Here is a 22563-nt window from a genome sequence, read left to right as displayed (position 1 = left end):
GATGGAAAATAACTCATCACCAAAGCGCCCTTATTTATTAAGAGCCTATTATGATTGGTTAATTGATAATATATTTACACCATACCTAGTAGTCGATGCAACTTATTATGGGGTAGATGTACCACAAGAATATGTGAAAGATGGCCAAATTGTATTGAATCTTTCCACAAGTGCGGTAGCAAATTTACAATTAACCAATGAGGCAATTACCTTTAATGCTCGTTTCCAAGGTATTCCTCGTGAGATTTATATTCCTATGGGCGCTGCGTTAGCTATTTATGCACGTGAAAATGGTGATGGAGTAATGTTTGAGCCTGAAGCTATTTATGATGAGTTAGATAAGGCACCTAGCCTAGCGACAACTGATCAACCTAATAATTTTATCAATGTAGTGGATGATTCAAAGCAAGAAACTAAAGCAAAAACGAAGAAAACAACAGATAAAAAGTCATCTTCACATTTACGTATTGTAAAATGAGAAAGGCAAGATCTTTTTATATCTAACTAATGTAGCCTTTAGATTGAAAAAGTGCGGTAAGAATTTTTAAAATTTCTACCGCACTTTTATTTTAGGTTAAACCTATTTACCTAGGTTATCGAAGAATTTTTTTACACCATCTAAAAAGCTTGATGATTTAGGGCGTTGCTTTGATTGCCCCTCTAAACTATCTTCAAGTTTTCTTAATAGCTCTTTTTGTTCTTCATTTAATTTCACAGGGGTTTCTACCGTAATTTTACAGATTAAATCCCCAGCATAGCCTGATCTTGTGGACATTACCCCTTTGCCACGCATACGGAAAAGCTTACCCGTTTGTGTTTCTTCTGGAATCTTTAATTTTACACGGCCATCTAATGTTGGTACTTCAATTTCACCGCCTAGAGCTGCCATTGTAAAACTAATTGGTACTTCACAATATAAGTTACTGCCATCACGTTCAAATATATGGTGATTTTTTACATGAATCACAACATATAAGTCACCTGCTGGAGCACCATTTTCACCTGCTGCCCCTTCACCTGATAGACGTAATTGATTACCGGTATCCACGCCTGCAGGAATTTTGACGGAAAGATTCTTTTTCTTATGGAGTCTGCCGTCACCATGGCAATGCTTACAAGCTTTTTCAATTTTTTTACCTGTACCATGACATGTTGGGCATGCGGTTTCTGTCATAAAGAAACCTTGTTGTCGGCGAATACGACCTGAGCCGTGACAAGTTGGGCAGGTTTCTACTTTAGAGCCATTTTCTGCACCAGAGCCATTACAATGATCACAAGCAACTAAAGTATCAATTTTAATGTCTTTTGTGGTACCTCGAACGGCTTCTTCTAAACTAATCTCAATGTCATAACGTAAATCTTCACCACGTACTACACGTTGACGGCTACCACCGCCAAACATTTCACTGAAGATATCTTCAAAACCACCAAAACCGCCGAATCCACCGCTAAAGCCACCAGCACCACCAAATCCACCTTGTTCAAAAGCAGAGTGTCCATATTGGTCGTAAGCTGCTCGTTTTTCTTTATCCATAAGGATTTCGTATGCTTCGTTGACTTCTTTGAATTTTTCTTCAGCGTCTTTATCACCATTGGTTCTATCTGGGTGATATTTCATTGCTAGGCGTTTATAAGCACGTTTGATTTCTTTTTCATCCGCACCTTTATTAATACCCAGCGTTTCATAATAATCTTTCTTTGCCATTTTCTTATATACCAAAAGGGCGTATTGCTACGCCCTTAATGAGTTAATTGAAGATGAATTATTTATTATCTTTAACTTCTTCAAATTCAGCATCTACAACATCATCGCCAGCTTTACCATCTTGAGATTGTTGTGCATTTGCATCAGCTTGTGCTTGCTGTTGAGCTGCTTGCATTAATTTTTCAGAAACTTGAATTAATGCTTGAATTTTTGCTTCGATAGCATCTTTATCTTCACCTTTAGTTGCTGCTTCAAGTTCATTTACTGCAGTTTCAATTGGAGCTTTATCTTCAGCAGATAATTTATCACCCGCTTCAGTTAATTGTTTACGAGTTGCATGAACTAAAGCATCAGCTTGGTTACGTGTTTGTACTAATTCTTCAAATTTGCGGTCAGCTTCTGCATTAGCTTCAGCATCGCGTACCATTTGTTGAATTTCTTCATCACTTAAACCAGAAGAAGCTTTGATAGTGATTTTTTGTTCTTTACCTGTACCTTTATCTTTAGCTGATACGTGGATAATACCATCCGCATCAATATCAAAGGTTACTTCAATTTGAGGCATGCCACGAGGAGCAGGATTAATACCTTCTAGGTTAAATTGACCTAAAGATTTATTTGCTGACGCTTGTTTACGTTCACCTTGAAGTACGTGAATTGTTACCGCACTTTGGTTATCTTCTGCTGTAGAGAATACTTGTGATTTCTTAGTTGGGATCGTTGTGTTTTTCTCAATAAGAGTTGTCATCACACCGCCCATCGTTTCGATACCTAATGATAATGGTGTAACGTCTAATAATAACACATCTGTCACATTACCAGATAACACGCCACCTTGAACAGCAGCACCTACAGCAACCGCTTCATCAGGGTTTACGTCTTTACGTGGTTCTTTGCCAAAGAAATCAGCTACCTTTTGTTGTACTAATGGCATACGAGTTTGACCACCAACTAAGATAACATCATCAATTTGACTCACACTTAAACCAGCATCGTTCAAGGCAACTTTTACAGGGTCTAATGAACGAGCCACTAAGTCTTCTACTAATGCTTCTAATTTTGCACGAGTTAATTTAATATTTAAGTGTTTTGGACCAGTAGCATCTGCAGTGATATATGGTAAATTCACATCAGTTTGTTGAGCTGATGAAAGTTCAATTTTAGCTTTTTCACCTGCTTCTTTTAAACGTTGCATTGCTAATGGATCGTTACGTAAATCAACACCTTGTTCTTTTTTGAATTCATCTACTAAGTAGTTGATTACACGATTGTCAAAGTCTTCACCACCTAAATGAGTATCACCGTTAGTTGCTAATACTTCAAAAGTTTTTTCACCACCCACTTCATCAATTTCAATGATTGATAAGTCGAATGTACCACCACCCAAGTCATAAACTGCGATAGTTTTATTACCAGTGCCTTTGTCTAAGCCATATGCTAGAGCTGCAGCTGTTGGTTCATTGATAATACGTTTAACATCAAGACCAGCGATACGACCTGCATCTTTTGTTGCTTGACGTTGAGCATCATTAAAATATGCTGGCACAGTGATAACTGCTTCAGTTACTGTTTCACCCAAGAAATCTTCTGCAGTTTTTTTCATTTTTTTCAATACTTCAGCAGAGATTTGTGGCGGTGCTAATTTTTCACCTTTTACATTCACCCATGCATCACCATTGTCTGCTTCAGTGATTTTGAATGGCATAATGTTTACATCACGTTGTACTTCTGCATCGCTAAAACGACGACCAATTAAACGTTTAATTGCAAATAATGTATTTTGTGGATTAGTCACTGCTTGGCGTTTTGCTGGTTGACCAACTAAGGTTTCGTTGTCAGCAGTATAAGCAATAATTGATGGCGTTGTACGATCACCTTCTGCATTTTCAATAACGCGTGGTTTGTCACCATCCATTACAGCTACACAAGAGTTTGTTGTACCTAAGTCAATACCAATAATTTTTCCCATTTTGAGTCTCCTGATTAAATTCGTTTCGTAATTTATTTACGTATTCCTAAGATGTGGATGCGTTTCGATATTTCAAGAGCAATTTTGATAAATTTCTTTTTGAAGAAACGTTTCCATTTATTCTTGTTACCATAAATAAGGACATTCAGATAAAGTTCAAGGGTGATTACTAAAATTTTTTAGATTTTTTATTGAATATTGCCCTATATTATAAAAATCATGATAAAGCTTGGTTTATCAGTATGCTAAATGAATAACTCGAAAAAAATCTTAAACTATGATAGTTTAAACATCACTTACAGAATAAAAATAGGAAATTAACTTTATGAATAAATCTAAATTAGCAGCAGCTGTGATTATTGCGTTGGGGGCGGTTTGGACAGGTGGTGCATGGTTTACAGGAAAAACCGCAGAAACAGAGCATCAATATCAACTTGATCGAGTTAATCAACAATTATCTCAATTGGATATAGTTAAAGAGTTAAATTATGAGTTAAAAATTACTGATGTAAGCTTTGAACGCGGTTTATTTTCATCAGATATTCATTATGCAATTGAATATACCTCTTTAAAAGATCAAAACAAAAAAGGAAAATTGCCTTTTGAAAGTAAATTATACCATGGGCCATTGCCATTAAATTTGGTTCGTCAACTTAATTTTACACCTGCAATTTTTTCAGAAACAAGTCAATTGGTTAAAAATGAACAAACACAAATTTTGTTTGATACAGTAAAAGATAAAATCCCACTTAATACCGAGTTGACATTAACTTATGCGCAACAATTAAAAGGTGCTTTATTTATTGCAGCAGGTGAATTTGAGTCTTCAGATGATATAAAAGCAAGCTGGTCAGATGCATCTATAAAGTTTGATGTGAATAAAGAAGGGGAGGGTAAATACGATTATAGTTTGCAAGATGCTAAGATAACCTTATCAGGAGAACAACTAAAAAGCTTTGAATATGGCGATGAAACTAAAAATAAATTGCAATCTTTGGATATCGCTATGCAAGATTTAAAAGGGCAAGCAGAGATTACTGATAGTCAAAAATTATATTTAGGTAATTATGATGGCATATTGGGTAATTTAAAATATAGTTACCATTATGAAAAGCCAGAGGTTAATGGATTATCAATGATGCAGTTTGACCAATGGAATTTTTCCTATCAAGCTACCGAGAATGATGGCTTTTTAAATTATGATTCAAAAAATAAATTATCTGCGGTTACATTTAATCAGAAAAATTTAGGTGAAGTGGTAATTAATGTAAAGGCTGAGCATTTATTAGCTTCGGCACTAAATAAATTGTCTGATGCTGCGCTCTTAGAGGATAATAAAGCCGTTGATAGTTTGTTGATGGAAATTTTAAAAAATCAACCGCACTTGCAAATTTTGCCGTTCTCGATTAAAAATGATAAAGGTTTAATGAGCCATAATATAAATATTGAGTTGGCTAACGTTGACTTAAATAGAACTTTAAAATCAGGTAAGTTTTTATCTTTATTTAAGCAATTATCATGGAGTACTTATGTAGATAAATCTGCTTTAGCTAACTTGTATCATTATATTGATAGTCTATCCGAGAAGACAAATGAAAAGTCTGATAAACAAGTTCAACAAGAGATTGATCAATTAATAAAAGATTTACATCAGCAAAATGTTATTGTGGAAGATGAGAAATCCGTTAAATTAGATTTACGTTTAGAAAATGGTAAATTGAAATTAAATGATCATGAGATCCCAGAAGAATATATTTCAATGATGATTTTTGCACTTATGCTACAACACCATTAATCTAATAAGATAGATTATGATAAAAGCGAGAGTAACTTGTTGATATGATTTCTTTAAATTTAATCGAAACAAGTTACTCTCATTTTTTATGTCGAAGTGTCAGCTCAAGTCTGATCTCCTACATATCATTTACAATGACTTATCTATTTTCCCGTCTGCAAAATCTTTCATTAGTTTACTGAGGTTATCGCAATGTTGCTTAAAGTTACGGCAATGAGGACAAATAACTAAATGTGATTTAACTCCTATTTTTTCTTGCCAATTAAGTTCTCGTTCTTTTGAATCTGAAATCAGTTTAGTGGCTTGTTGGCAGTTCATTATTCACCTTCTTTGAGTCTTTTAGATAAACACTGCTGCAATTGCAATCTTGCACGATATATTAATGTATATAAATTATCTTGTGTAATATTAATTGTTTGGCAAATTTCATCTGAAGATGCATCTAAATATTCACGCATCATAAATACTCTCGCTTGTTTTGCTGGGAGTTTGGTTAAACAAATTTCAAATAAAATCCAGAATTCTTTTGAATAAACAATATCTTCTTGCCACCGAGTGGGAGAGTATTCATTACGCCAATGCCCATTATCATCAAAAAATGAGTTAGTATTTTCATCAGTAATTAGTTCACTTTCGTTAACAAAGCGATCTTTTTGGCGTAAATAGTCAATAATCTTATTTTTTAGTATAGCGAAAATCCAAGTTTTTAACGCAGCTTGATGGCGAAAATTATCAATATTTTTAACTGCACTTAGTAGCGCTTCTTGTACCATATCTTCTGCTGAAATACGGTCATTTAATTGTAATTGAGCAAATTTTAGCATTTGCGATCGAATTTCTGAGATTTGTTTGTCAGAAAATTTTGATGAAATTTCTTTTATTAACATATGGTTATAAATTTTTTCAAAAAAAATAAAAATTTTTGTCAGAATTTTGTTGTTATGACGACTAATAAAATGAAAGAGGAATTTTCTTTCATTTATTAATAGATTTCATTCATTTTAGCAAAAAAAGGAAAATACTATGAGCTTTTTGATAGAGAAAAAAATGAAGTACTCTACATTCTTACTGACATTAGTATCAACAATGAGTATGTTGACTTTTCCAGTTATAGCAAGTGATGTTAAGAAAAATACGATGGAGAATAAAATGTATCAATCAGAATCTGAAGATATTCGTAGCATTTACCTAGCGGGAGGCTGTTTTTGGGGAATCGAGGCATATATGGAAAAAATATATGGCGTAAAAGATGCTACCTCAGGATATGCCAATGGTAGAACAGATAAGACAAATTATCATCTCATAAAAGCAACAGATCATGCTGAGACTGTAAAAATTACTTATGATGCTAACAAGGTTTCATTATCAAAATTACTTAAATATTATTTTCAAGTTATTGATCCAACAAGTGTTAATAAACAAGGTAATGATCGTGGAAGACAGTATCGCACAGGAATTTATTATCAAAATGAACGAGATAAGGAAATTATTTTGAAAGAGATTGAGGCTCAACAAAAAAAATATAAAGACAAAATTCAGGTTGAAGTTGAACCACTTAAAAATTACGTTCTTGCAGAAGAATATCATCAGGATTATTTGAAAAAAAATCCGAATGGTTACTGCCATATAGATTTAGAACAAGCGAATAATATCATTATTGATCCGAAAGATTATCCAAAACCTAGTGATGCAGAATTAAAAGAGAAATTAACGCCGCTGCAATATAGCGTTACACAAAAGAAAAATACTGAGCATTCTTTCAGTAATGAATATTGGGATAATAAAGAACCAGGAATTTATGTTGATATTACTACGGGAGAACCGTTATTTTCTTCAGCAGATAAATATGATTCTGGATGTGGCTGGCCAAGTTTCACCCAACCTATCGATAAAAATGTAGTTACTTATGCGCAAGATACCAGCTTTAATATGCTAAGAACAGAAGTATTAAGTCGTAGTGGTCAAGCTCATTTAGGGCATGTTTTTGATGATGGTCCCAAAGATAAAGGCGGTTTACGTTATTGTATTAACAGTGCGTCTATCAAATTTATCCCATTATCCCAGATGGAAAAAGAAAATTATGGTTATTTAATTAATCTAGTAAAGGGTAAATAAGATGTTAGAGCAGAATTTACTTATCAGTAGTGTTTTCTTAGCAGGATTGGCTTCTTTTTTATCACCTTGTATTTTCCCAATTATACCAATTTATTTTGGAATACTTAGTAAAGGTGGTAAGAAAGTATTAAATACCTTCCTATTTATTATGGGATTATCACTCACATTTGTTAGTTTAGGCTTTAGTTTCGGTTTTTTAGGTGATTTATTATTGAATGATGTAACTCGAATTATTGCGGGAGTTATCGTAATAATTTTAGGTATTCACCAGTTAGGTCTTATCAAAATAAATTTTTTAGAAAAAACTAAATTAGTTGAAATTAAAACCAATGGAAAAAGTTCTTCATTTGAAGCCTTTGTATTAGGATTAACGTTTAGTCTAGGATGGACGCCTTGCATAGGACCTATTTTAGCATCCGTATTAGCTTTATCTGGTGATGAAGGTTCAGCACTTTATGGTGGAGCAATGATGTTTGTTTATGTATTAGGATTATCTTTACCTTTTATCATTTTTTCATTCTTTTCAGATGAATTATTAAAAAGAGTAAAGCTATTAAATAAACATTTAAACAAATTTAAAATTTTCGGTGGGTTACTCATTATTTTAATGGGCGTTTTATTGATAACTAATAATTTGCATATTTTTATGTAGTATAGGAGAAAATCAAAATGAAAAAATTACTTGGATTAATTACTATCTTATTTAGCCTTAATGCTTTTGCAGATACAGAAAAAAATATGAGTGGCATTCAATTAAAAGATCTTAATAACAACATAGTTACTTTAGATAAATATAAAGGAAAAAATCTTTATATAAAAATGTGGGCATCATGGTGTCCAATTTGTTTAGCAGGTTTAGCGGAAATTGATGAGCTTAGTGCAGAACCCAATAAAACTTTTGAAGTTATTACTATCGTTTCACCAAATCAAAAAGGAGAAAAATCAACAGAAAAATTTATTGAATGGTATAAAGGGCTAGATTATAAAAATATTACTGTATTATTAGATGAAAGTGGTGAACTTATCAAACAAGCCAAAGTTAAAGGCTATCCATTTAATCTGATATTGGATGATGCTCTTAACCTAAAGAAAACGATTCCAGGGCATTTGGAAAGTAAAAAAATTGCGGGATATTTTATAATGTGATGTGCCTAATTATAGAATTGAACTGATAATTTGTTATAAAGATTGAGAGTTTCTTGTTTGGAATATAGGTATAAAATTAAATCTAAATTCAAAAGGAAACTCTCATATTTTATTCATTACAACCATCTTATTAAATATAGGATAGAGTAAATACGCTGAAATTAATCTGACAGTCACGGTGATTTTAAACATGGCTGCCAGATTAGCCTTTAGCTTTTGTATATAAAGCTTCTATTTTTTCGTTTATTGAACTTTTGAACATTCTCTTTTTATACAAATATGTTTTATATTATCACTTACTACTATTTTTATATTCATATAAGCCCATACGATTATTAAAAATATAAATAAAAGGGTAAAATAATTTTTTCCAGCCACTCACTAAAGACATCATATTATGAGTAAAATTAATAAAGCCTATTTGCTTAATTTTAGGATTTAATTTTACCACTTCGCTACCATCAGTGCTCCCCCAAAGAAAGTCTACATTCATTTTTTTTACCACATCATGATGCTTACCTTTCTTTACCATGCCTTTATAAAGTAAATCAAAATAGGCTGTAAAGTAATCAAAGGAATCCGTTAAAGTAGTCAACAAAAACTTCACCTCTTGTTCTGTCAAATACATCAAAACCCCTTCGCTAATAAATAAAACATTTCGTCCTTCTGTTTTTATATCATTAACCCAACTCGGATCCAGTATCGATTTACTAATATTATGAACTCTAGGATGTTTATCAAATAGACTTTCTCTCGCTATAATAGTTTCAGGAAAATCAATGTTGTACCAATCAATTTGTCCATTATCAACTCTATAAAACTCAGTATCTAATCCTGCACCCAAGGAAACAATAATACAATTTGGGGAAGCTTCTATAAATTTCCTAATTTCTTGATCAAAAGTCTTCGCCCTTCCTAATATGCCATAATAGGAGAGCCACTTATTTTTTAACTTGGAAAAATCATAATCAATTTTACAATAAAGCTCCCATGAGATTTGATCTTTTAGAACAGAATTCTTTGATTTATAATCCATCGCTTTAGCGTATAAGGTTATTAAAGCAGTTTCACCAACCGAGTTCAATGTCAGCTTCATTTTATTCCTCCGACAAAAAATTAAACTAAACTCAATAATGACATATCTCTTTTTTATGAATATTAAACGAATCTAATTATTTATATTAAGTAAGACATTTAATATGATTTCAGGTTTTTTATAATGCAAAAAAACTAGGAAGCCCCTTCCTTTGGAGCATGATTTATTGCAATTCAATTTTTTATCAAAAATAATATTTTCCCAAAAATTACCGCAGTTTGGTTTTAGAATAGTTTTTCTTTTAAGTATCCTAACCATTCTTTTAATAGTTGCATATTATCGGCTATGGCACCACCTTGTGGAATAAAATGCATATAGTTTAACCCATAGCTGTTAGGGGTTTTTCCATATCCCACACTGGCAGGTAAAACTTCAAAACCTTGTTGTTCAAAAAGCAATTTAGCTCGTTGCATGTGCCATTGGTTAGTGACAAGAATAATTTTATTAATATGTTCTAATACAAATAGATTTTTCGTATATTCTGCATTTTGTTTAGTATTTGTCGATTTTTCCTCAAGCCATTTTGGTTGTATTCCGAAGAAGGTAAAAAATTCTTGTCCCATTACTTTGGCTTCTGAGTTGCCATTTGGGCTGGCACCACTAATAAGAATTGGTAATTCTGTTTCTTTATGTAGATAAGTTGCATAACGCATACGTTCTAATGCAACACCAGGAACAGTAATATTATTATAAAGTTCTTTACTATCTCTTAATCCCGCACCTAAGACCACAATAGCTTGGGCTTTTCGGTAATCTTCAATAGATAAATTATCTTCTTGTACCAAACTATCACTTAGTAATTGCGTGGTATAGGGAATACTAAATATATAGAGAATGCCTAAACCTAAAAGCGCACATAGGATGGCAAGTTTTTTTAATCCGATAATAATAAAAAGAAAAGCAAAAATTAAAAGAATAATCACATTAAAAGGTGGAAGTAGGATACTTGTGATTAATTTGGTTAATTCAAACATAATATTTCCTAAGTATTTTTGAGGTTATTTGTATTATTCATAAATTATTTTTTAAATGCAATGTCTAAAGCGTTCACACTTATTTAAGTTTAATAGACTAAATGCTATCATAAGCAACTTAACTATATTTTAGACAATAGCTTTTTGCTAGGTATTATCTACTTCATAAAGCATTGCTCTAATAAAAACTTTAGCTAATATTTTGCCATATTTTTGTCAATTAGAATAATTAGACAGTTAGATTGTGCTTATGGTGAGAATAGCAATATAACCAATGGATAATGTAGTCTATAGCCAAAAGTATGAGCATCAATAATAATTTAGTACGTTTAGTATTTGTTACCGTTTTAAGTTTAATACTAACAATGGTTAGTTCCTTTGTTTTAGCACGATTATTATCTGTGCAAGACCGAGGTTTACATCAATTATTTATTACTTCTGTTTCTTATGCAGTAACTGTTGCTACGGGCGGTTCTGGGTTTGCTTTGGCGTTATCAATGCGTAAAAAACAATATGAAGGTTGGCAGACTTATTTTATCGCTTTTTTAGTGTTTGCGAGTATTATTGCCACCCTTGGATTAATTTGCTTTGATTTTACGGATTTTCATCTTTTGTTTGTCTTGAATGTTGTGCTTACAGCGATTCTTACAATGACTTTAGAAAAAAGTAAAATCGATGCCAATTTGCGTATTTATCGAAAATTAACATTACAGCAACCTATTTTATTAGTTTCTATTTATGGGCTTTGTTATTTTATTTTTGGAGAACAACTCTTAGATATTGTTATTTATCTATTAACATTATTTAGTCTTATTCAAGCGCTCGCTTGCATTTACTTTCTTGCTCATATTAATAAAAATTTTAAAGTGGGTAACGAGATTAAACCAATTAATCGTAATTTTTTTCTAAAAACTTGGTTCAAGCAAAATCTGTTACAGATTTTTGGGGCAACCACTTCAAGTTTAGATAAATTTATGATTATGTTTTTCTTAGGCAACTATACATTGGGGCTTTATACTGTTTGTATTGCTTTTGATTCATTATTAACAAAATTTATTAATATGTTAGCTGATTATTTCTATGCAGGACTACTGAATAATATGAATAGAATTAAGTCGGTATTAGTGTTGATTGCTTTAATGAGTGTTGGCGCAGTAGTGTTAGTTCCATTACTTGCAGAACCCGTGATTAAGTTCTTCTTTAGTGCTAAATATGTAGAAGTCGCACCAGTCTTAATCTGGTTTATTATTAATTCCATTATTGCAGGATTATCTTGGGTGCTGTCACAAAATATGCTATTGCTTGGCAAGCAAGTTTTATTATTTACACGACAAATTATTGCAATAGCGGTATTTGTGATTTTGTTTTATCTATTAAAAGATTATCAATTATATGGCGTAGCTTATGCCTTTATTGGTTCAAGCCTTACAAGATTAGTCATTTCAATTATTTACTATTTTAAATATCCAGTTACTGAGCTAACTCCAGAAAAAAGTGCGGTATAAAATGAAAAAATTTTTAATTTCTTTAGAAAAAGATGTACAACGACGTGAATTATTTTTCTCACAACCTGATACAGCGGATTTTGAAGTATTTAATGCCATAAATACTATGGGAAAAGATCTTGTTAGCCTTGGTAATATTTTCGATATTATTAAATTTGGTCAATATTATGGTCGTAATGTTACCAAAGGTGAAATTGGCTGTACATTAAGCCATTTAACCATTTATGAAAAAATCATTAATGATGAAACTATTGGTGAACAAGAATATACCTTAATTTGTGAAGATGATGCTTTATTTGCTACAGGTTTTCATAAAAATATTGATGCTATTATTCAACAGAATATTGGTGCAGATATTATCTTAACTGGTCAATCAAAGATTTTATCTTTTAATGATGCGGATTTAGAAATAAATTATCCAGTGACTTTAAGCGTTTTACGCAAAAAAGTGTATGGTACCGATTACACTTATTCTTACCCTTATAAAAATTACTTTGCGGGTACAGTATCTTATTTAATTACTAAAGCAGCAGCCCGTAAATTCTTAACTCAAATGACTAATGGACATTTGCCATTTTGGCTCGCCGATGACTTTATTTTATTCAAAGATAAATTCAATATTGATAGTTTAGTGATTCGTCCATTATTAGTGATTGAAAATCCAAATTTAGCCAGTAATTTACAAGGATTAAGAGGCTCATTAAATAATAATTTATTTAAAAAAGTGCTTAAATATCCACTTAAAAAACTATTAGCAATTAAGAGAAATCTATAATGTCTGCGTTAGTTAATTTATTTTATATTTATGATCCTTGGCTACAGCATGTACTTCGTATGAGCCTGTTAACTGGATTTTTAATGTTACTTTGGTTTGCTTATAAATGGTTCAAAAAAGAAATTAAGCAATTGATTATTCCAATAGATAGTCTAATGGTATGTGCAGCTTTAATTATATTATCCTTCATTCCTATTTTAATTAATGGTACAACTGAATTTGGTGTAATCAGTATGTATGTCAAGTTAGCCATTATTTTTGTATTAGGCATCATTATTTATAATGTGCTTTATGCTCATCAAAATGCGGATAGCCAGCTTATCCGTGATTTGAAATTTGGTATTAGTTTGCAATCAATTTTAGGCTTTGGGGCATTAGCAGGAATTCCTTTGTTTATTGCTGTGAGTTTGGGAACTAATTCAGATATGGGAGGAGAGCTATCTCGTTTTATTGGTTCTGAACAGGAATATAGATTATATAACTTTACCTCATCTGCATTTTTCCAATTAAGTGCATTTTACTTAATGCTCTTGCATTTTTTATTAGCCTATAATGAAAAACAGCAAAATTTAAATGCTATTTATATATTCCTCATCTTATTTATTGGCTTAATTTCAGGTCGTACTTTCTTTATTTTTTCAGTGATTAGTTTAGTTGTATATTTTAAAGTGCGATATATCCCTGCTATTTTATTATTTGCGATATTGGTTTTAGCTTTCGCTTATTTCTATCCTAATCATCCTTATGTGGCCCATGCCTTGGAGATCGTAATCAATATTATCAATGGTGGAAGTCAATTAAGTTCATCTTCTGACACTTTATTGCATAAGCATTTATTCATGCCCGAAATCAAACAATTAATTATGGGTGATGGATTATATTATGTCCAAGAAAATGCCACACGTAGCTATTATGGTGGCTCTGATTCAGGTTTTGTCCGTCAAGCTTTATATGGTGGAGTAGGTTATATTCTGATCTGTTTCTTATTTACTGCCTATTTTATCAAACGTATTGCTGATAACTGGTTTGCAGGTAGCTGGAAATTTATTTTATCTACTTTATTTGTATTAAGTATTTTAAATGTAAAAGCGGATACTTATGCCTATCCAGGGATTATGTTTGTATTTTTAATGTTTATTTCTTTATTTGGTAGTAAAGGAAAAAATATCATAGTTGAGAGAAAATAATGTTTAGTATTGTTGTTCCATCTTATAACCGTAATGCACAGATTCCGAGCTTATTAGAAAGCTTAGAATTGCAGACTATGCATAATTTTGAAGTAATTATCGTAGACGACTGTTCACCAGAAGCGGTCAAAGTAGATAATTCTTATTCATTTCCTATAACGGTGTTACGTAATGTAAAAAACTCAGGTCCATCACAAAGCCGTAATTATGGTGCCACACAGGCTCATTATGATTGGTTATTATTTTTAGATGATGATGACCGTTTTGCAGCAGAGAAATGTGAAATATTAGCTCAACGTATTACGCAAAATCCTGATGCTAATTTTGTGTATCACCCAGCAGAATGCGTAATGGTGAATGAAAATTTCACTTATTTCACAAAACCTTTCGCAGATACATCGTTAATTACTTTAGATAATCTATTGAGAGCGAATAAAGTGGGTGGAATGCCAATGATGGCAATTAAAAAATCACTTTATGAACAAGTGAATGGGCTTTCTACAGATTTATTAGCTTTAGAAGACTATGAATTCCTATTGAAATTAGTGCAGCAAGATAATTTCAGACCTTTGTATGTTGAACTCCCTCTTACTCGTTGTTTTTTCTATAGTAAAGTGGCAAGTGTATCTAAAAATGTAAACAATACTGAATCGGCAATTAAAAGTATTGAACAACGATATGTGACAACATCACAACAACAAAAGAACTTTAAAATCAATGGATTTAATATGCTTGCTTTCCCATATTTGATGTCATTATCACGTAAAGCAGCAGTCTATTATTTTAAAATCTTCTTAGAAACGTTAAATATTAAACAACTGGCAGTTGCCATTGTTTCCTTATTATCTCCGAAATTAGCAATTAACTTAAAACGGTTTATTTAGAAATGAAATTTTCAGTGTTAATGTCTTTGTATATCAAAGAAAATCCTAGATTTTTATCAGAATGTTTAGAAAGTTTGGTTGCCCAAACTTATCCCGCTGATGAAATAGTTTTAGTATTTGATGGTCCAATTACGCCAGAATTGGAATCAGAAGTGAATCGATTCAAAGATAAACTTCCATTAAATATTGTGCCATTACCGCAAAATTTAGGTTTAGGTAAAGCACTTAATGAAGGTATCAAACATTGTCGTAATGAATGGATATTTCGCATGGATACTGATGATATCTGTTATCCTAAACGTTTTGCAAAACAGGTGGCTTATATTGAACAACATCCTGATGTGGTGATGTTCAGTACTCAAATTGCAGAATTTGATCAAGATCCAACACAAATTACCAGTGTGCGTAATGTTCCAACTTCTTATGAAGAAATTGTTGAATTTAATAAAGTTCGTTCCCCATTTAATCATATGACGGTCGCTTATCGTAAATCTTTACTGGATGAAGTCGGGGGCTATCAGCACCATTTATTCTTAGAAGACTATAATTTATGGAATCGCATTATTGCTACGGGGAAAAGGGTAGGTAATTTACCTGAGGTTTTACTTTATGCCCGTACCAATGGAGATGCGATGATTGGTCGTCGTCGTGGGTTAATTTATGCAAAAAGTGAATGGAAATTATATAAGCTTAAACAGTCATTAAAAATTCAAAGCACCGTGGCTGGGTTTATAACTTTCTTAATGCGAACATTGCCAAGATTAATGCCTGTTGGGTTATTAAAAATAATCTATAAATTGATGAGAAAATAGAATTAATATTAGGGTTTATGAATGAAATTAACAGTTAAATTAACAGCTTTAGTTGCCTGTCTATTATTGGCAAGCTGTTCTTCTAATTCAAATAAAAATGTATTCAATTCTTCCGAAGATTTGAGTCCATTATCAGCGTCAGCTACTTATCATAATTCAAGAAGTTTGACTAATTTTACTGATTATGTGAATTTCTTAAAGCGTAAAGCAGCAGGTCAAGGTGTTTCTATTGCTACATTAAGCGCACAGAAAAATATTCATTATATTCAAAGTGCGGTAGATTTAGATAAAAAACAAGCAGGTAATGCTGCTAGACGAAAAAATCAACCTCCCTTACCGCCGAATCCGAATGGGGTGACAGAGTATATCACTAAACATCTAACACAAGCTAAAGTGGATAAAGCAGAAGAGAATTATTGGGATATTCGAAATCCATTACAGCAAGCGAGCCAACGCTTTGGTGTACAGCAAGAATTTATTTTAGCCTTGTGGGGAATGGAGAGTAGTTTTGGTTATTATCAAGGTAGCTTTGATGTGTTATCTGTTTTAGCAACTTTAGCTTTTGATGGACGTCGTGAAGATTTATTCAGTAAAGAATTTATTAATGCGATGAAAATGCTTGATCGTGGACATCTCACTCGTTATCAAATGTTAGGTTCTTGGGCGGGCGCCATGGGACAAACACAATTTATGCCGACTTCTTATTTAAATTATGCTGCTGATGGTGATAATGATGGCAAAGCAGATATTTGGTCAAATGAAAATGATGTGTTTGCTTCTATTGCCAATTATCTTCATACCGTAGGTTGGAATGATAAATTGCCTTGGGGTGTTGAAGTCGATTTAGCTCAATATATTGACCTTTCAGTTGCTGGCACAGAAAAGAATAAAGCTCGTTCACTGAGTGAGTGGCAAGCCTTAGGAATAAGTTTAAAGAATGGTTATGAAGCGAATAAATGGAATGCACTAACATCTACTGATTTGTGGCTTGTTCGCCCTGATAAAGAGGTTGGAAGAGCATTTTTAGTATCGAATAATTTTCGTACTATTTTAAATTGGAACCGTTCAAATTACTACGCATTAAGTGTTGGAATGTTTGCAGATCGTATTAAGCAGAATGTTGGTTTTTAGTTTCTTCAAGCACAAAATAAGTATTTTAAGCTCATGTTAGTGAGTGATAAAAGAAAAATGAAAGCTATAAAGTGCGGTCAAAATTTTTAATATTTTAACCGCACTTTATTATTTTAAGGTTTGAATAAATTCTGCAAGATCTTGCATTTGTGCTTCATTCAAACGGCTTTTGATGTTATTTCCAGCACCTTCGATTTTACCAGCTTTACGATCTTGCAATGCAACTATGATTTCTTCAGCACTGAGTTGCTTAATCACTTTGGATTGATCAAATGCAGATTTTTCGGCATTGGAACCATGACATGTTGCACAATTCATTTTATAAAGCCGTTTACCTTTGTCGATATCAGCATAGGCATTAAAAGCTAAGGTGAAAAGTGCGGTTGAAAATAGGAAAATTTTGGTAGAGTTTTTCATGATTTTTAACCTTGATTAAAGAGTTTTTGTAATTCGTCTTTAGGCACTAATCCTTCATATTTTGAAAGTAATTTTCCATTTTCATCAATAATAAAGGAAGTAGGAGTGCCTTTAACAGCATAGCGTTCTGCGGTGATTTTCATCTGATCTCGAACAATTGGAATGTTGAGATTACGTTTTTCAATAACTTTCGCGAGATCTATTTTTTCGCCATCCACATTAATAGCTAAAAGTTGGATATGATGAGGATTGTCATGGAGCAATGCTTCCATTTCCTTTAATTCATTTACGCATACACCACAAGTACTCGACCAAAAAACCATAATTAATTTATTGCCTTGTAATGCAGATAATTTGGTCTCCTTACCTTGCATATCATAAGTGGCAATATCAGGTGCAGTAGAGCCAATTTGAGCATGTTGTTCATTACATGCCGAGCAAGCTAAAATCATTGCAGTAAATAAGCAATGATAGAGTCGGGCTTTAAATATCATTTTTTTCTTCTCTTAAAAATTTACCATGTTGTAAATAAATCACTCGGTGAGTGAGTTTTCCTAAATCAGGGTTATGAGTCACCATAACTATGGTGCGACCTTGTTTATTGAGTGATTGTAGTAATTCTAATACAATTTGCTCATTTTTTTCATCTAAGTTACCTGTCGGCTCATCAGCAAAAATTACCGGAGGTTGATTTACTAAAGCTCGTGCAATACATACACGTTGTTGCTCACCACCTGATAATTGGCTAGGCAAGTGATGAATTCGATGTTCTAAGCCTACTTGTGCTAATACTTCTTTAGCCGCATCTTCATCTACAACACTATGATAATGCTGGGCTAGCATCACATTTTCTAATGCAGTCAAATAAGGAATTAAGTGAAATTGTTGGAATATTAGCCCAATTTTTTCAGCTCGGAATCGTTGACGTCCAACTTCATCCAGTTGTGCCGCATCTATACCATCTAAAATTACTTTACCTTCAGAAGCTGTATCTAAACCAGTTAAAATATTCATTAACGTTGTTTTGCCAGAACCTGATGCGCCCATAATTGAGATAAATTCACCTTCAGCAATTTGAATATTAATATCTTCTAGAGCGGTCACTTGACCAAATTTTTTATATAAATGTTGCGTTTCAATTACATTATTTGTCATATTATTCACCTTTTAAAACATTAGCCATTTCAACATTTAATGCACGATGTGTCGGTATGATGACTGCAATAAACGCGACTAAAAGTGAGAGGGCAATGGTAATTGGGATCACCGGGAGGCGCATATCAATATGGGCTTTAAATACAGTTATACCTAAGATTTGTGCGAGAATATAACCAATAACTAACCCTGTCACAATAGCTGCAATAGCGATAATCAATATTTCTGTAGCAATTTGTTTGGTGATATCTTTGCCTTTGGCTCCGAGAGCTTTTTGTAGCGCGAATTCTTTAGCCCGTTCACCCACAATAGCGATGAGAGTCGTATTTACACATAATGTTGCTAATACTAAGATCACTAATGAAATCAACCCCATTAACCCTTTAATTTTATTAAGAATTTGTCCTTCAGATGCGGATACTTTTAAAATAGGGCGGATATCTAAATCAGGATATTTTTGCTGTAGATTTTGTGCAAATTGAGCTACTTGTCCTTGGTCATTTTTGACAATAAATAGCGCATTGCTTGCCATTCCATCTTTTTCTAACCAGTCTTGTGCAAATTCTAAACTGACAATCAACATATTGTCAGTGATATCGCCTGATTCAACAATGCCCTTGATTTTGAATTGTTTTTTTTCTACTGAATTTTTACTGAGGGTAATATTATCGCCAACTTTGATATTTAATCGTTCAGCTAATGTTTTACCAATCATTGCATTTCGATCATCGAAGTTAACATTAATTGCTTGCCCTGTAATTTGCCAGTATGGAGCAAGTTTTTGCATATCTTCAAACCATACTCCCATCATAACAATTTTCTCTAAATCACTACGGACAACGCCATAAAGATAAGGACTCGCTGCATTAATCAAACCTTCAGGAGCATGGTGGAGAATAGCTTTGATTTGAGATTCTTTAATCACTCCACTGGCATTAGGACCAACATAAAAATTGGCACCAAAAGTACGTAGCTCTTGGCTCATTTTAGTATTGATATCAAAATATACGGCTGCCATAGCAGTAACGATGCTAGCACCTACAGTCAGTGCTGCAAAGATAATTAAAACTCGCTGTAAGCGTAAACGTAAAGCTTTAAAGATTAGATGCCAAAACATACTGCGGTTATTTTTTATAAATTTTTGTTTATTGTCTGCCATAAAGCACCTCGACAGGATATAAACGAGCAATACGATGAGCAGGGAACCAAGTACCAATTAAGGCAATAAGAATAGCCAACACTAGAACACAAGGGATGACAATCCAAGCAAAGCTAAGTGGTACACCAAATAAGGCATCACCAATAAATCGCGCTAATCCCCAGCCTGCAATACAACCCAATATTCCGCCAATTAAGCCACTTAAAATTGCTTCACAGTAAAAAAGAAGTACGATTTGCCATTGGTAAGCCCCTAAAGCTTTCATTAAACCTATTTCTTTACTGCGTTCAATAATCGTTGTCGTCATTAATGAGGCAATTCCCATTGCGGCAGCTATTAGTGCTGCAACAGTTACTACAGCAAGTAATAATTGAATTTTTCCAATAACGACACCTTCAGAAGCGGCGACTTGCCAAATAGGATGAACAACCACGCCTGAGATAGCCTCTTCTAATTGATGTGAAATAGAAGAAACATAAGCTGTACAATACCAGCGATCATATTCAGCAGCATCTAAGGCATCTACATTAGTACGAGCTTTACGTGAAAGATCGTTTTCAGGAACAGTTAATGCGGAAACTTTAATAGATTGTACTTTTCCAGGTAAATCGACTAATTGTTGTACTGCACTAAGAGGAAGAACTAACTGTTGCTCTTCATTGCCTCCAGTGGAAAGAATGCCTTTGATTTCCACTTGTAAAGTATTTTCTTTTTGTTCACCTTGGTAATTTAATGACACCCGATCACCAATTTCCCAATTTTGAGTTTTTGCTAATTGTGTACCTACTAAAGCAGGTATAAACTCAGCAAATTGGTTATGGCTATCATCTACCCATTCACCTTTGATTGACCAATAGGGGCTAATAATTTTTTGCCCAGTGTGATAATCTTCTTCATCAGGAATGGCAATGTAATGATCAAAGAAAGTGCCTAAAATACTAATTTTATCTTTTCCATTCGCCATCACATCGGCATTAATCTGCGGTGCAAAACCAACAATATTATTACGCCAGAAAATATCTTTCACATTAGGTAATTCTTTTTCATCAATAAAATCTTGGCTAGAAAGTGAAGTATTACCGTTTGATATTTCAGGCAGAATAGCACTACTTGTGGGCTCAATCAGAATATTGGCACCATAAGATTTCAATTCTTTAGCCATTTTATCGCCAATATCAATTGACACTGCAAGTAATGCAGAAACTAATCCAGACGCCAAGAAGATAGTAATAATGGCTAATAATTTTCGTTTGAGGTTGTGTTTCCAAGATTGAAATAACATTCTTGTTAGCATTATTTATCCTCTTGTATATATTTTTCAGGGGTATTTCTAAAACGTTCTAAATTTTCTTCTGTAGAGAAGAAATAGGTTTTATCTTCATAACTGTATTTAAATTCAGTTTTTTTATTAGTTAATTTAGAACCATCCACAGGGTCAACAACGGGAATTTCCACAATAGTTGTAAATAGATTAATGCCTTCAAGCAGCCCAGCTTTGCTAATCACAATATCTGTATCAGTTTGATGCCAATCCGCAATTGGCACTGGGTTACAACCGCCTTCTTTACCTATTGATGGGGTAAAAATGCGAACACCACAACCGACACAAACAACTTGATTATCTTGCATAACATAGCCTTGATCACCACATAATAAACAAGCATCAAATACAGGAGCAAAACTAAGTTTATCTGGTTGACGATTTATTAATAAAAAGCGTATAGCTTTACCATCATCAGCAATCCATACAAATCGATGCAAACGTCCATCTTTTACCTGTTCAATAGGAATATGAACATTTTTTTCTGAGTCTAAACTAACTTTGATAGCTTCTGAAAGTTGTGGTGGGCGAGAGGCTATATTATCCCAATAAAGTTGAGTACTAATCATAATTAGAATACTCAGGATTCCCCATAGCAAGGTCTTTTTAGTATGTTGGAATGAAGCCGTTTTTTTACGTTTTTCAATCGGCTGCATTTCATTATTCATTCTAAAACGACGTTGATGATGTACTTTCCAACCAAACAAAATAAGAACAATAAAGAGCAGTAATGCATAGATATAATTAAAAAAGTGATATAAATTGCCCGATTTGGCTACAAAGCTTAAGCGGAATTTTGTCAGTTCAATAACTTGTAATTTCATTAAACCTAAAATGAGGTTTCCAATTACAGGTATTAAGATAATTATTGCTGAAGCAATGAGGAATAAGCTTGAAAGTGCGGTTAGTTTTTTATCTTTTTTGCACTGTTGAATTAAAATATAAAACCAGCATGCGAGAAAAAAGCAAAAGATAACACCAAGAATAATTGCACTTAGGTGAAGGATAAAGTCCGTATTAATCACATCTGTATTAGTGATGCCTTTGATACTAGGATCCTTTGCCCAAATATAACTTGCTAGAATGAGTAAAATGCAATGCCAAAGGCTATTGAGTTGTTGAGATTTAAATAATTGGCATATGCAAAAGAGTAGAACCGAAATTAGCATTATAATGTTAATAGTTAATGTTATCGTTTGATTATTCGGTAAAATAGTCGCTAATATCATTCCTAAAAATATGGCAATTAAACTTAAGCCAATAAGTTTTTTTATTTTAAGCGTCGGAAATATAGACCAACTACAACTAAGCAGTAAAGCTGTTGGTAACAGTGTTTGTAGTAAAAAAGTAAAGAAGTACGTCATAAGCCGTTCCACATCAATAGCATAGTAATTTTAAATGTAGAATTTAAATTCTG

General features: G+C 32.9%; 23 protein-coding genes. 11 read left to right on the top strand and 12 right to left on the bottom strand.

Annotated elements, in window-relative coordinates:
* The first annotated feature begins 1 nt into the window (after window position 1).
* On the top strand, window positions 2–478 hold the full coding sequence (locus HMPREF1052_RS02305; RefSeq protein WP_005759254.1) for a ClpXP protease specificity-enhancing factor: 477 nt from the start codon (window positions 2–4) through the stop codon (window positions 476–478).
* Between the two features lie 102 nt (window positions 479–580).
* On the opposite strand, the gene dnaJ is transcribed toward HMPREF1052_RS02305, so the two are convergent.
* Together dnaJ and dnaK are read right to left on the bottom strand one after the other, a co-directional pair.
* Window positions 581–1705, bottom strand: coding sequence for a molecular chaperone DnaJ (dnaJ, locus tag HMPREF1052_RS02300; protein ID WP_005758777.1), 1125 nt, complete (start codon window positions 1703–1705; stop codon window positions 581–583).
* Between the two features lie 58 nt (window positions 1706–1763).
* Window positions 1764–3674, bottom strand: a complete 1911-nt coding sequence (gene dnaK / locus HMPREF1052_RS02295) for a molecular chaperone DnaK (protein ID WP_005759232.1) — start codon at window positions 3672–3674, stop codon at window positions 1764–1766.
* Window positions 3675–3999: 325 nt separating this feature from the next.
* Between dnaK and HMPREF1052_RS02290 the strand changes: the two genes are divergently transcribed.
* The gene (locus HMPREF1052_RS02290) at window positions 4000–5469 is read left to right on the top strand and encodes a YdgA family protein (protein WP_005759131.1); all 1470 of its coding nucleotides are present in this window, start codon (window positions 4000–4002) and stop codon (window positions 5467–5469) included.
* 129 nt (window positions 5470–5598) lie between these two features.
* Here the strand turns inward: HMPREF1052_RS02290 and HMPREF1052_RS02285 are convergent, their stop codons facing one another.
* Together HMPREF1052_RS02285 and HMPREF1052_RS02280 are read right to left on the bottom strand one after the other, a co-directional pair.
* On the bottom strand, window positions 5599–5787 hold the full coding sequence (locus HMPREF1052_RS02285) for a zf-HC2 domain-containing protein (RefSeq protein ID WP_005759036.1): 189 nt from the start codon (window positions 5785–5787) through the stop codon (window positions 5599–5601).
* A complete protein-coding gene (locus HMPREF1052_RS02280; RefSeq protein WP_005758802.1) occupies window positions 5787–6356 on the bottom strand; it encodes a sigma-70 family RNA polymerase sigma factor in 570 nt (189 codons plus the stop codon). Before HMPREF1052_RS02280 ends, HMPREF1052_RS02285 begins: the two co-directional genes overlap by 1 nt.
* A 250-nt stretch (window positions 6357–6606) precedes the next feature.
* Between HMPREF1052_RS02280 and msrB the strand changes: the two genes are divergently transcribed.
* From msrB to HMPREF1052_RS02265, 3 genes are read left to right on the top strand one after another with little or no spacing between them, the layout of a single operon-like run.
* Entirely contained in the window at window positions 6607–7584 is a 978-nt protein-coding gene (msrB, locus tag HMPREF1052_RS02275) for a peptide-methionine (R)-S-oxide reductase MsrB (protein WP_370446579.1), read from the top strand.
* 1 nt (window position 7585) lies between these two features.
* Window positions 7586–8236 carry a cytochrome c biogenesis protein CcdA gene (locus tag HMPREF1052_RS02270; RefSeq protein WP_005759251.1) on the top strand — a complete coding sequence of 217 codons (651 nt, stop codon included), beginning with the start codon at window positions 7586–7588 and terminating at the stop codon, window positions 8234–8236.
* Window positions 8237–8253: 17 nt separating this feature from the next.
* Window positions 8254–8730 (top strand): redoxin family protein, encoded by a 477-nt coding sequence (locus tag HMPREF1052_RS02265; protein WP_005759110.1) that lies wholly within the window; start codon window positions 8254–8256, stop codon window positions 8728–8730.
* Window positions 8731–9022: 292 nt separating this feature from the next.
* On the opposite strand, the gene HMPREF1052_RS02260 is transcribed toward HMPREF1052_RS02265, so the two are convergent.
* Together HMPREF1052_RS02260 and HMPREF1052_RS02255 are read right to left on the bottom strand one after the other, a co-directional pair.
* Window positions 9023–9826, bottom strand: coding sequence for a class I SAM-dependent methyltransferase (locus tag HMPREF1052_RS02260; RefSeq protein WP_005759035.1), 804 nt, complete (start codon window positions 9824–9826; stop codon window positions 9023–9025).
* Window positions 9827–10050: 224 nt separating this feature from the next.
* Window positions 10051–10800 carry a YdcF family protein gene (locus tag HMPREF1052_RS02255; RefSeq protein ID WP_005759038.1) on the bottom strand — a complete coding sequence of 250 codons (750 nt, stop codon included), beginning with the start codon at window positions 10798–10800 and terminating at the stop codon, window positions 10051–10053.
* 302 nt (window positions 10801–11102) lie between these two features.
* Between HMPREF1052_RS02255 and HMPREF1052_RS02250 the strand changes: the two genes are divergently transcribed.
* The 6 genes from HMPREF1052_RS02250 to HMPREF1052_RS02225 are packed head-to-tail and all read left to right on the top strand — an operon-like array spanning window position 11103 to window position 17094.
* Entirely contained in the window at window positions 11103–12305 is a 1203-nt protein-coding gene (locus HMPREF1052_RS02250) for a lipopolysaccharide biosynthesis protein (RefSeq protein WP_005759076.1), read from the top strand.
* Window position 12306: 1 nt separating this feature from the next.
* Window positions 12307–13080, top strand: a complete 774-nt coding sequence (locus HMPREF1052_RS02245; RefSeq protein WP_005759156.1) for a glycosyltransferase family 25 protein — start codon at window positions 12307–12309, stop codon at window positions 13078–13080.
* Complete coding sequence (locus HMPREF1052_RS02240) at window positions 13080–14267, top strand: hypothetical protein (protein ID WP_005758935.1); 1188 nt, start codon at window positions 13080–13082, stop codon at window positions 14265–14267. The genes HMPREF1052_RS02245 and HMPREF1052_RS02240 overlap by 1 nt, the downstream gene beginning before the upstream one ends.
* On the top strand, window positions 14267–15151 hold the full coding sequence (locus tag HMPREF1052_RS02235; RefSeq protein ID WP_005758782.1) for a glycosyltransferase family 2 protein: 885 nt from the start codon (window positions 14267–14269) through the stop codon (window positions 15149–15151). The genes HMPREF1052_RS02240 and HMPREF1052_RS02235 overlap by 1 nt, the downstream gene beginning before the upstream one ends.
* 2 nt (window positions 15152–15153) lie before the next feature.
* Window positions 15154–15963 carry a glycosyltransferase family 2 protein gene (locus HMPREF1052_RS02230; protein ID WP_005758927.1) on the top strand — a complete coding sequence of 270 codons (810 nt, stop codon included), beginning with the start codon at window positions 15154–15156 and terminating at the stop codon, window positions 15961–15963.
* A 21-nt stretch (window positions 15964–15984) separates the two neighbouring features.
* On the top strand, window positions 15985–17094 hold the full coding sequence (locus HMPREF1052_RS02225; RefSeq protein ID WP_005759063.1) for a lytic murein transglycosylase: 1110 nt from the start codon (window positions 15985–15987) through the stop codon (window positions 17092–17094).
* Window positions 17095–17202: 108 nt separating this feature from the next.
* Here the strand turns inward: HMPREF1052_RS02225 and HMPREF1052_RS02220 are convergent, their stop codons facing one another.
* The 6 genes from HMPREF1052_RS02220 to HMPREF1052_RS02195 are packed head-to-tail and all read right to left on the bottom strand — an operon-like array spanning window position 17203 to window position 22510.
* Complete coding sequence (locus HMPREF1052_RS02220) at window positions 17203–17511, bottom strand: c-type cytochrome (RefSeq protein ID WP_005759158.1); 309 nt, start codon at window positions 17509–17511, stop codon at window positions 17203–17205.
* A 5-nt stretch (window positions 17512–17516) separates the two neighbouring features.
* The gene (locus HMPREF1052_RS02215; protein WP_005758882.1) at window positions 17517–18005 is read right to left on the bottom strand and encodes a TlpA family protein disulfide reductase; all 489 of its coding nucleotides are present in this window, start codon (window positions 18003–18005) and stop codon (window positions 17517–17519) included.
* Window positions 17995–18666 carry an ABC transporter ATP-binding protein gene (locus HMPREF1052_RS02210; RefSeq protein WP_005758951.1) on the bottom strand — a complete coding sequence of 224 codons (672 nt, stop codon included), beginning with the start codon at window positions 18664–18666 and terminating at the stop codon, window positions 17995–17997. Before HMPREF1052_RS02210 ends, HMPREF1052_RS02215 begins: the two co-directional genes overlap by 11 nt.
* A gap of 1 nt (window position 18667) precedes the next feature.
* Window positions 18668–19825 (bottom strand): ABC transporter permease, encoded by a 1158-nt coding sequence (locus HMPREF1052_RS02205; protein ID WP_005758873.1) that lies wholly within the window; start codon window positions 19823–19825, stop codon window positions 18668–18670.
* Window positions 19812–21119, bottom strand: a complete 1308-nt coding sequence (locus HMPREF1052_RS02200; protein WP_005759255.1) for an ABC transporter permease — start codon at window positions 21117–21119, stop codon at window positions 19812–19814. The genes HMPREF1052_RS02205 and HMPREF1052_RS02200 overlap by 14 nt, the downstream gene beginning before the upstream one ends.
* Window positions 21119–22510, bottom strand: a complete 1392-nt coding sequence (locus HMPREF1052_RS02195; protein WP_040596167.1) for a Fe-S-containing protein — start codon at window positions 22508–22510, stop codon at window positions 21119–21121. The genes HMPREF1052_RS02200 and HMPREF1052_RS02195 overlap by 1 nt, the downstream gene beginning before the upstream one ends.
* Between the last annotated feature and the right edge of the window lie 53 nt (window positions 22511–22563).

The organism is Pasteurella bettyae CCUG 2042 (assembly GCF_000262245.1).
In the GTDB taxonomy this organism is placed as follows: domain Bacteria; phylum Pseudomonadota; class Gammaproteobacteria; order Enterobacterales; family Pasteurellaceae; genus Basfia; species Basfia bettyae.
Note: the sequence above shows the minus strand (reverse complement) of the source record. Positions and strands in the feature narration are given on the sequence as shown.

Coding starts and splice junctions, on each gene's coding strand:
- HMPREF1052_RS02195 (WP_040596167.1), bottom strand. CDS start 22,510: ATGACGTACTTCTTTACTTTTTTACTACAAACACTGTTACCAACAGCT.
- HMPREF1052_RS02225 (WP_005759063.1), top strand. CDS start 15,985: ATGAAATTAACAGTTAAATTAACAGCTTTAGTTGCCTGTCTATTATTG.
- HMPREF1052_RS02265 (WP_005759110.1), top strand. CDS start 8,254: ATGAAAAAATTACTTGGATTAATTACTATCTTATTTAGCCTTAATGCT.
- HMPREF1052_RS02220 (WP_005759158.1), bottom strand. CDS start 17,511: ATGAAAAACTCTACCAAAATTTTCCTATTTTCAACCGCACTTTTCACC.
- msrB (WP_370446579.1), top strand. CDS start 6,607: ATGGAGAATAAAATGTATCAATCAGAATCTGAAGATATTCGTAGCATT.
- HMPREF1052_RS02260 (WP_005759035.1), bottom strand. CDS start 9,826: ATGAAGCTGACATTGAACTCGGTTGGTGAAACTGCTTTAATAACCTTA.
- HMPREF1052_RS02205 (WP_005758873.1), bottom strand. CDS start 19,825: ATGGCAGACAATAAACAAAAATTTATAAAAAATAACCGCAGTATGTTT.
- HMPREF1052_RS02305 (WP_005759254.1), top strand. CDS start 2: ATGGAAAATAACTCATCACCAAAGCGCCCTTATTTATTAAGAGCCTAT.
- dnaK (WP_005759232.1), bottom strand. CDS start 3,674: ATGGGAAAAATTATTGGTATTGACTTAGGTACAACAAACTCTTGTGTA.
- HMPREF1052_RS02285 (WP_005759036.1), bottom strand. CDS start 5,787: ATGAACTGCCAACAAGCCACTAAACTGATTTCAGATTCAAAAGAACGA.
- HMPREF1052_RS02245 (WP_005759156.1), top strand. CDS start 12,307: ATGAAAAAATTTTTAATTTCTTTAGAAAAAGATGTACAACGACGTGAA.
- HMPREF1052_RS02255 (WP_005759038.1), bottom strand. CDS start 10,800: ATGTTTGAATTAACCAAATTAATCACAAGTATCCTACTTCCACCTTTT.
- HMPREF1052_RS02235 (WP_005758782.1), top strand. CDS start 14,267: ATGTTTAGTATTGTTGTTCCATCTTATAACCGTAATGCACAGATTCCG.
- HMPREF1052_RS02270 (WP_005759251.1), top strand. CDS start 7,586: ATGTTAGAGCAGAATTTACTTATCAGTAGTGTTTTCTTAGCAGGATTG.
- HMPREF1052_RS02290 (WP_005759131.1), top strand. CDS start 4,000: ATGAATAAATCTAAATTAGCAGCAGCTGTGATTATTGCGTTGGGGGCG.
- HMPREF1052_RS02240 (WP_005758935.1), top strand. CDS start 13,080: ATGTCTGCGTTAGTTAATTTATTTTATATTTATGATCCTTGGCTACAG.
- HMPREF1052_RS02280 (WP_005758802.1), bottom strand. CDS start 6,356: ATGTTAATAAAAGAAATTTCATCAAAATTTTCTGACAAACAAATCTCA.
- HMPREF1052_RS02210 (WP_005758951.1), bottom strand. CDS start 18,666: ATGACAAATAATGTAATTGAAACGCAACATTTATATAAAAAATTTGGT.
- HMPREF1052_RS02230 (WP_005758927.1), top strand. CDS start 15,154: ATGAAATTTTCAGTGTTAATGTCTTTGTATATCAAAGAAAATCCTAGA.
- HMPREF1052_RS02200 (WP_005759255.1), bottom strand. CDS start 21,119: ATGCTAACAAGAATGTTATTTCAATCTTGGAAACACAACCTCAAACGA.
- dnaJ (WP_005758777.1), bottom strand. CDS start 1,705: ATGGCAAAGAAAGATTATTATGAAACGCTGGGTATTAATAAAGGTGCG.
- HMPREF1052_RS02250 (WP_005759076.1), top strand. CDS start 11,103: ATGAGCATCAATAATAATTTAGTACGTTTAGTATTTGTTACCGTTTTA.
- HMPREF1052_RS02215 (WP_005758882.1), bottom strand. CDS start 18,005: ATGATATTTAAAGCCCGACTCTATCATTGCTTATTTACTGCAATGATT.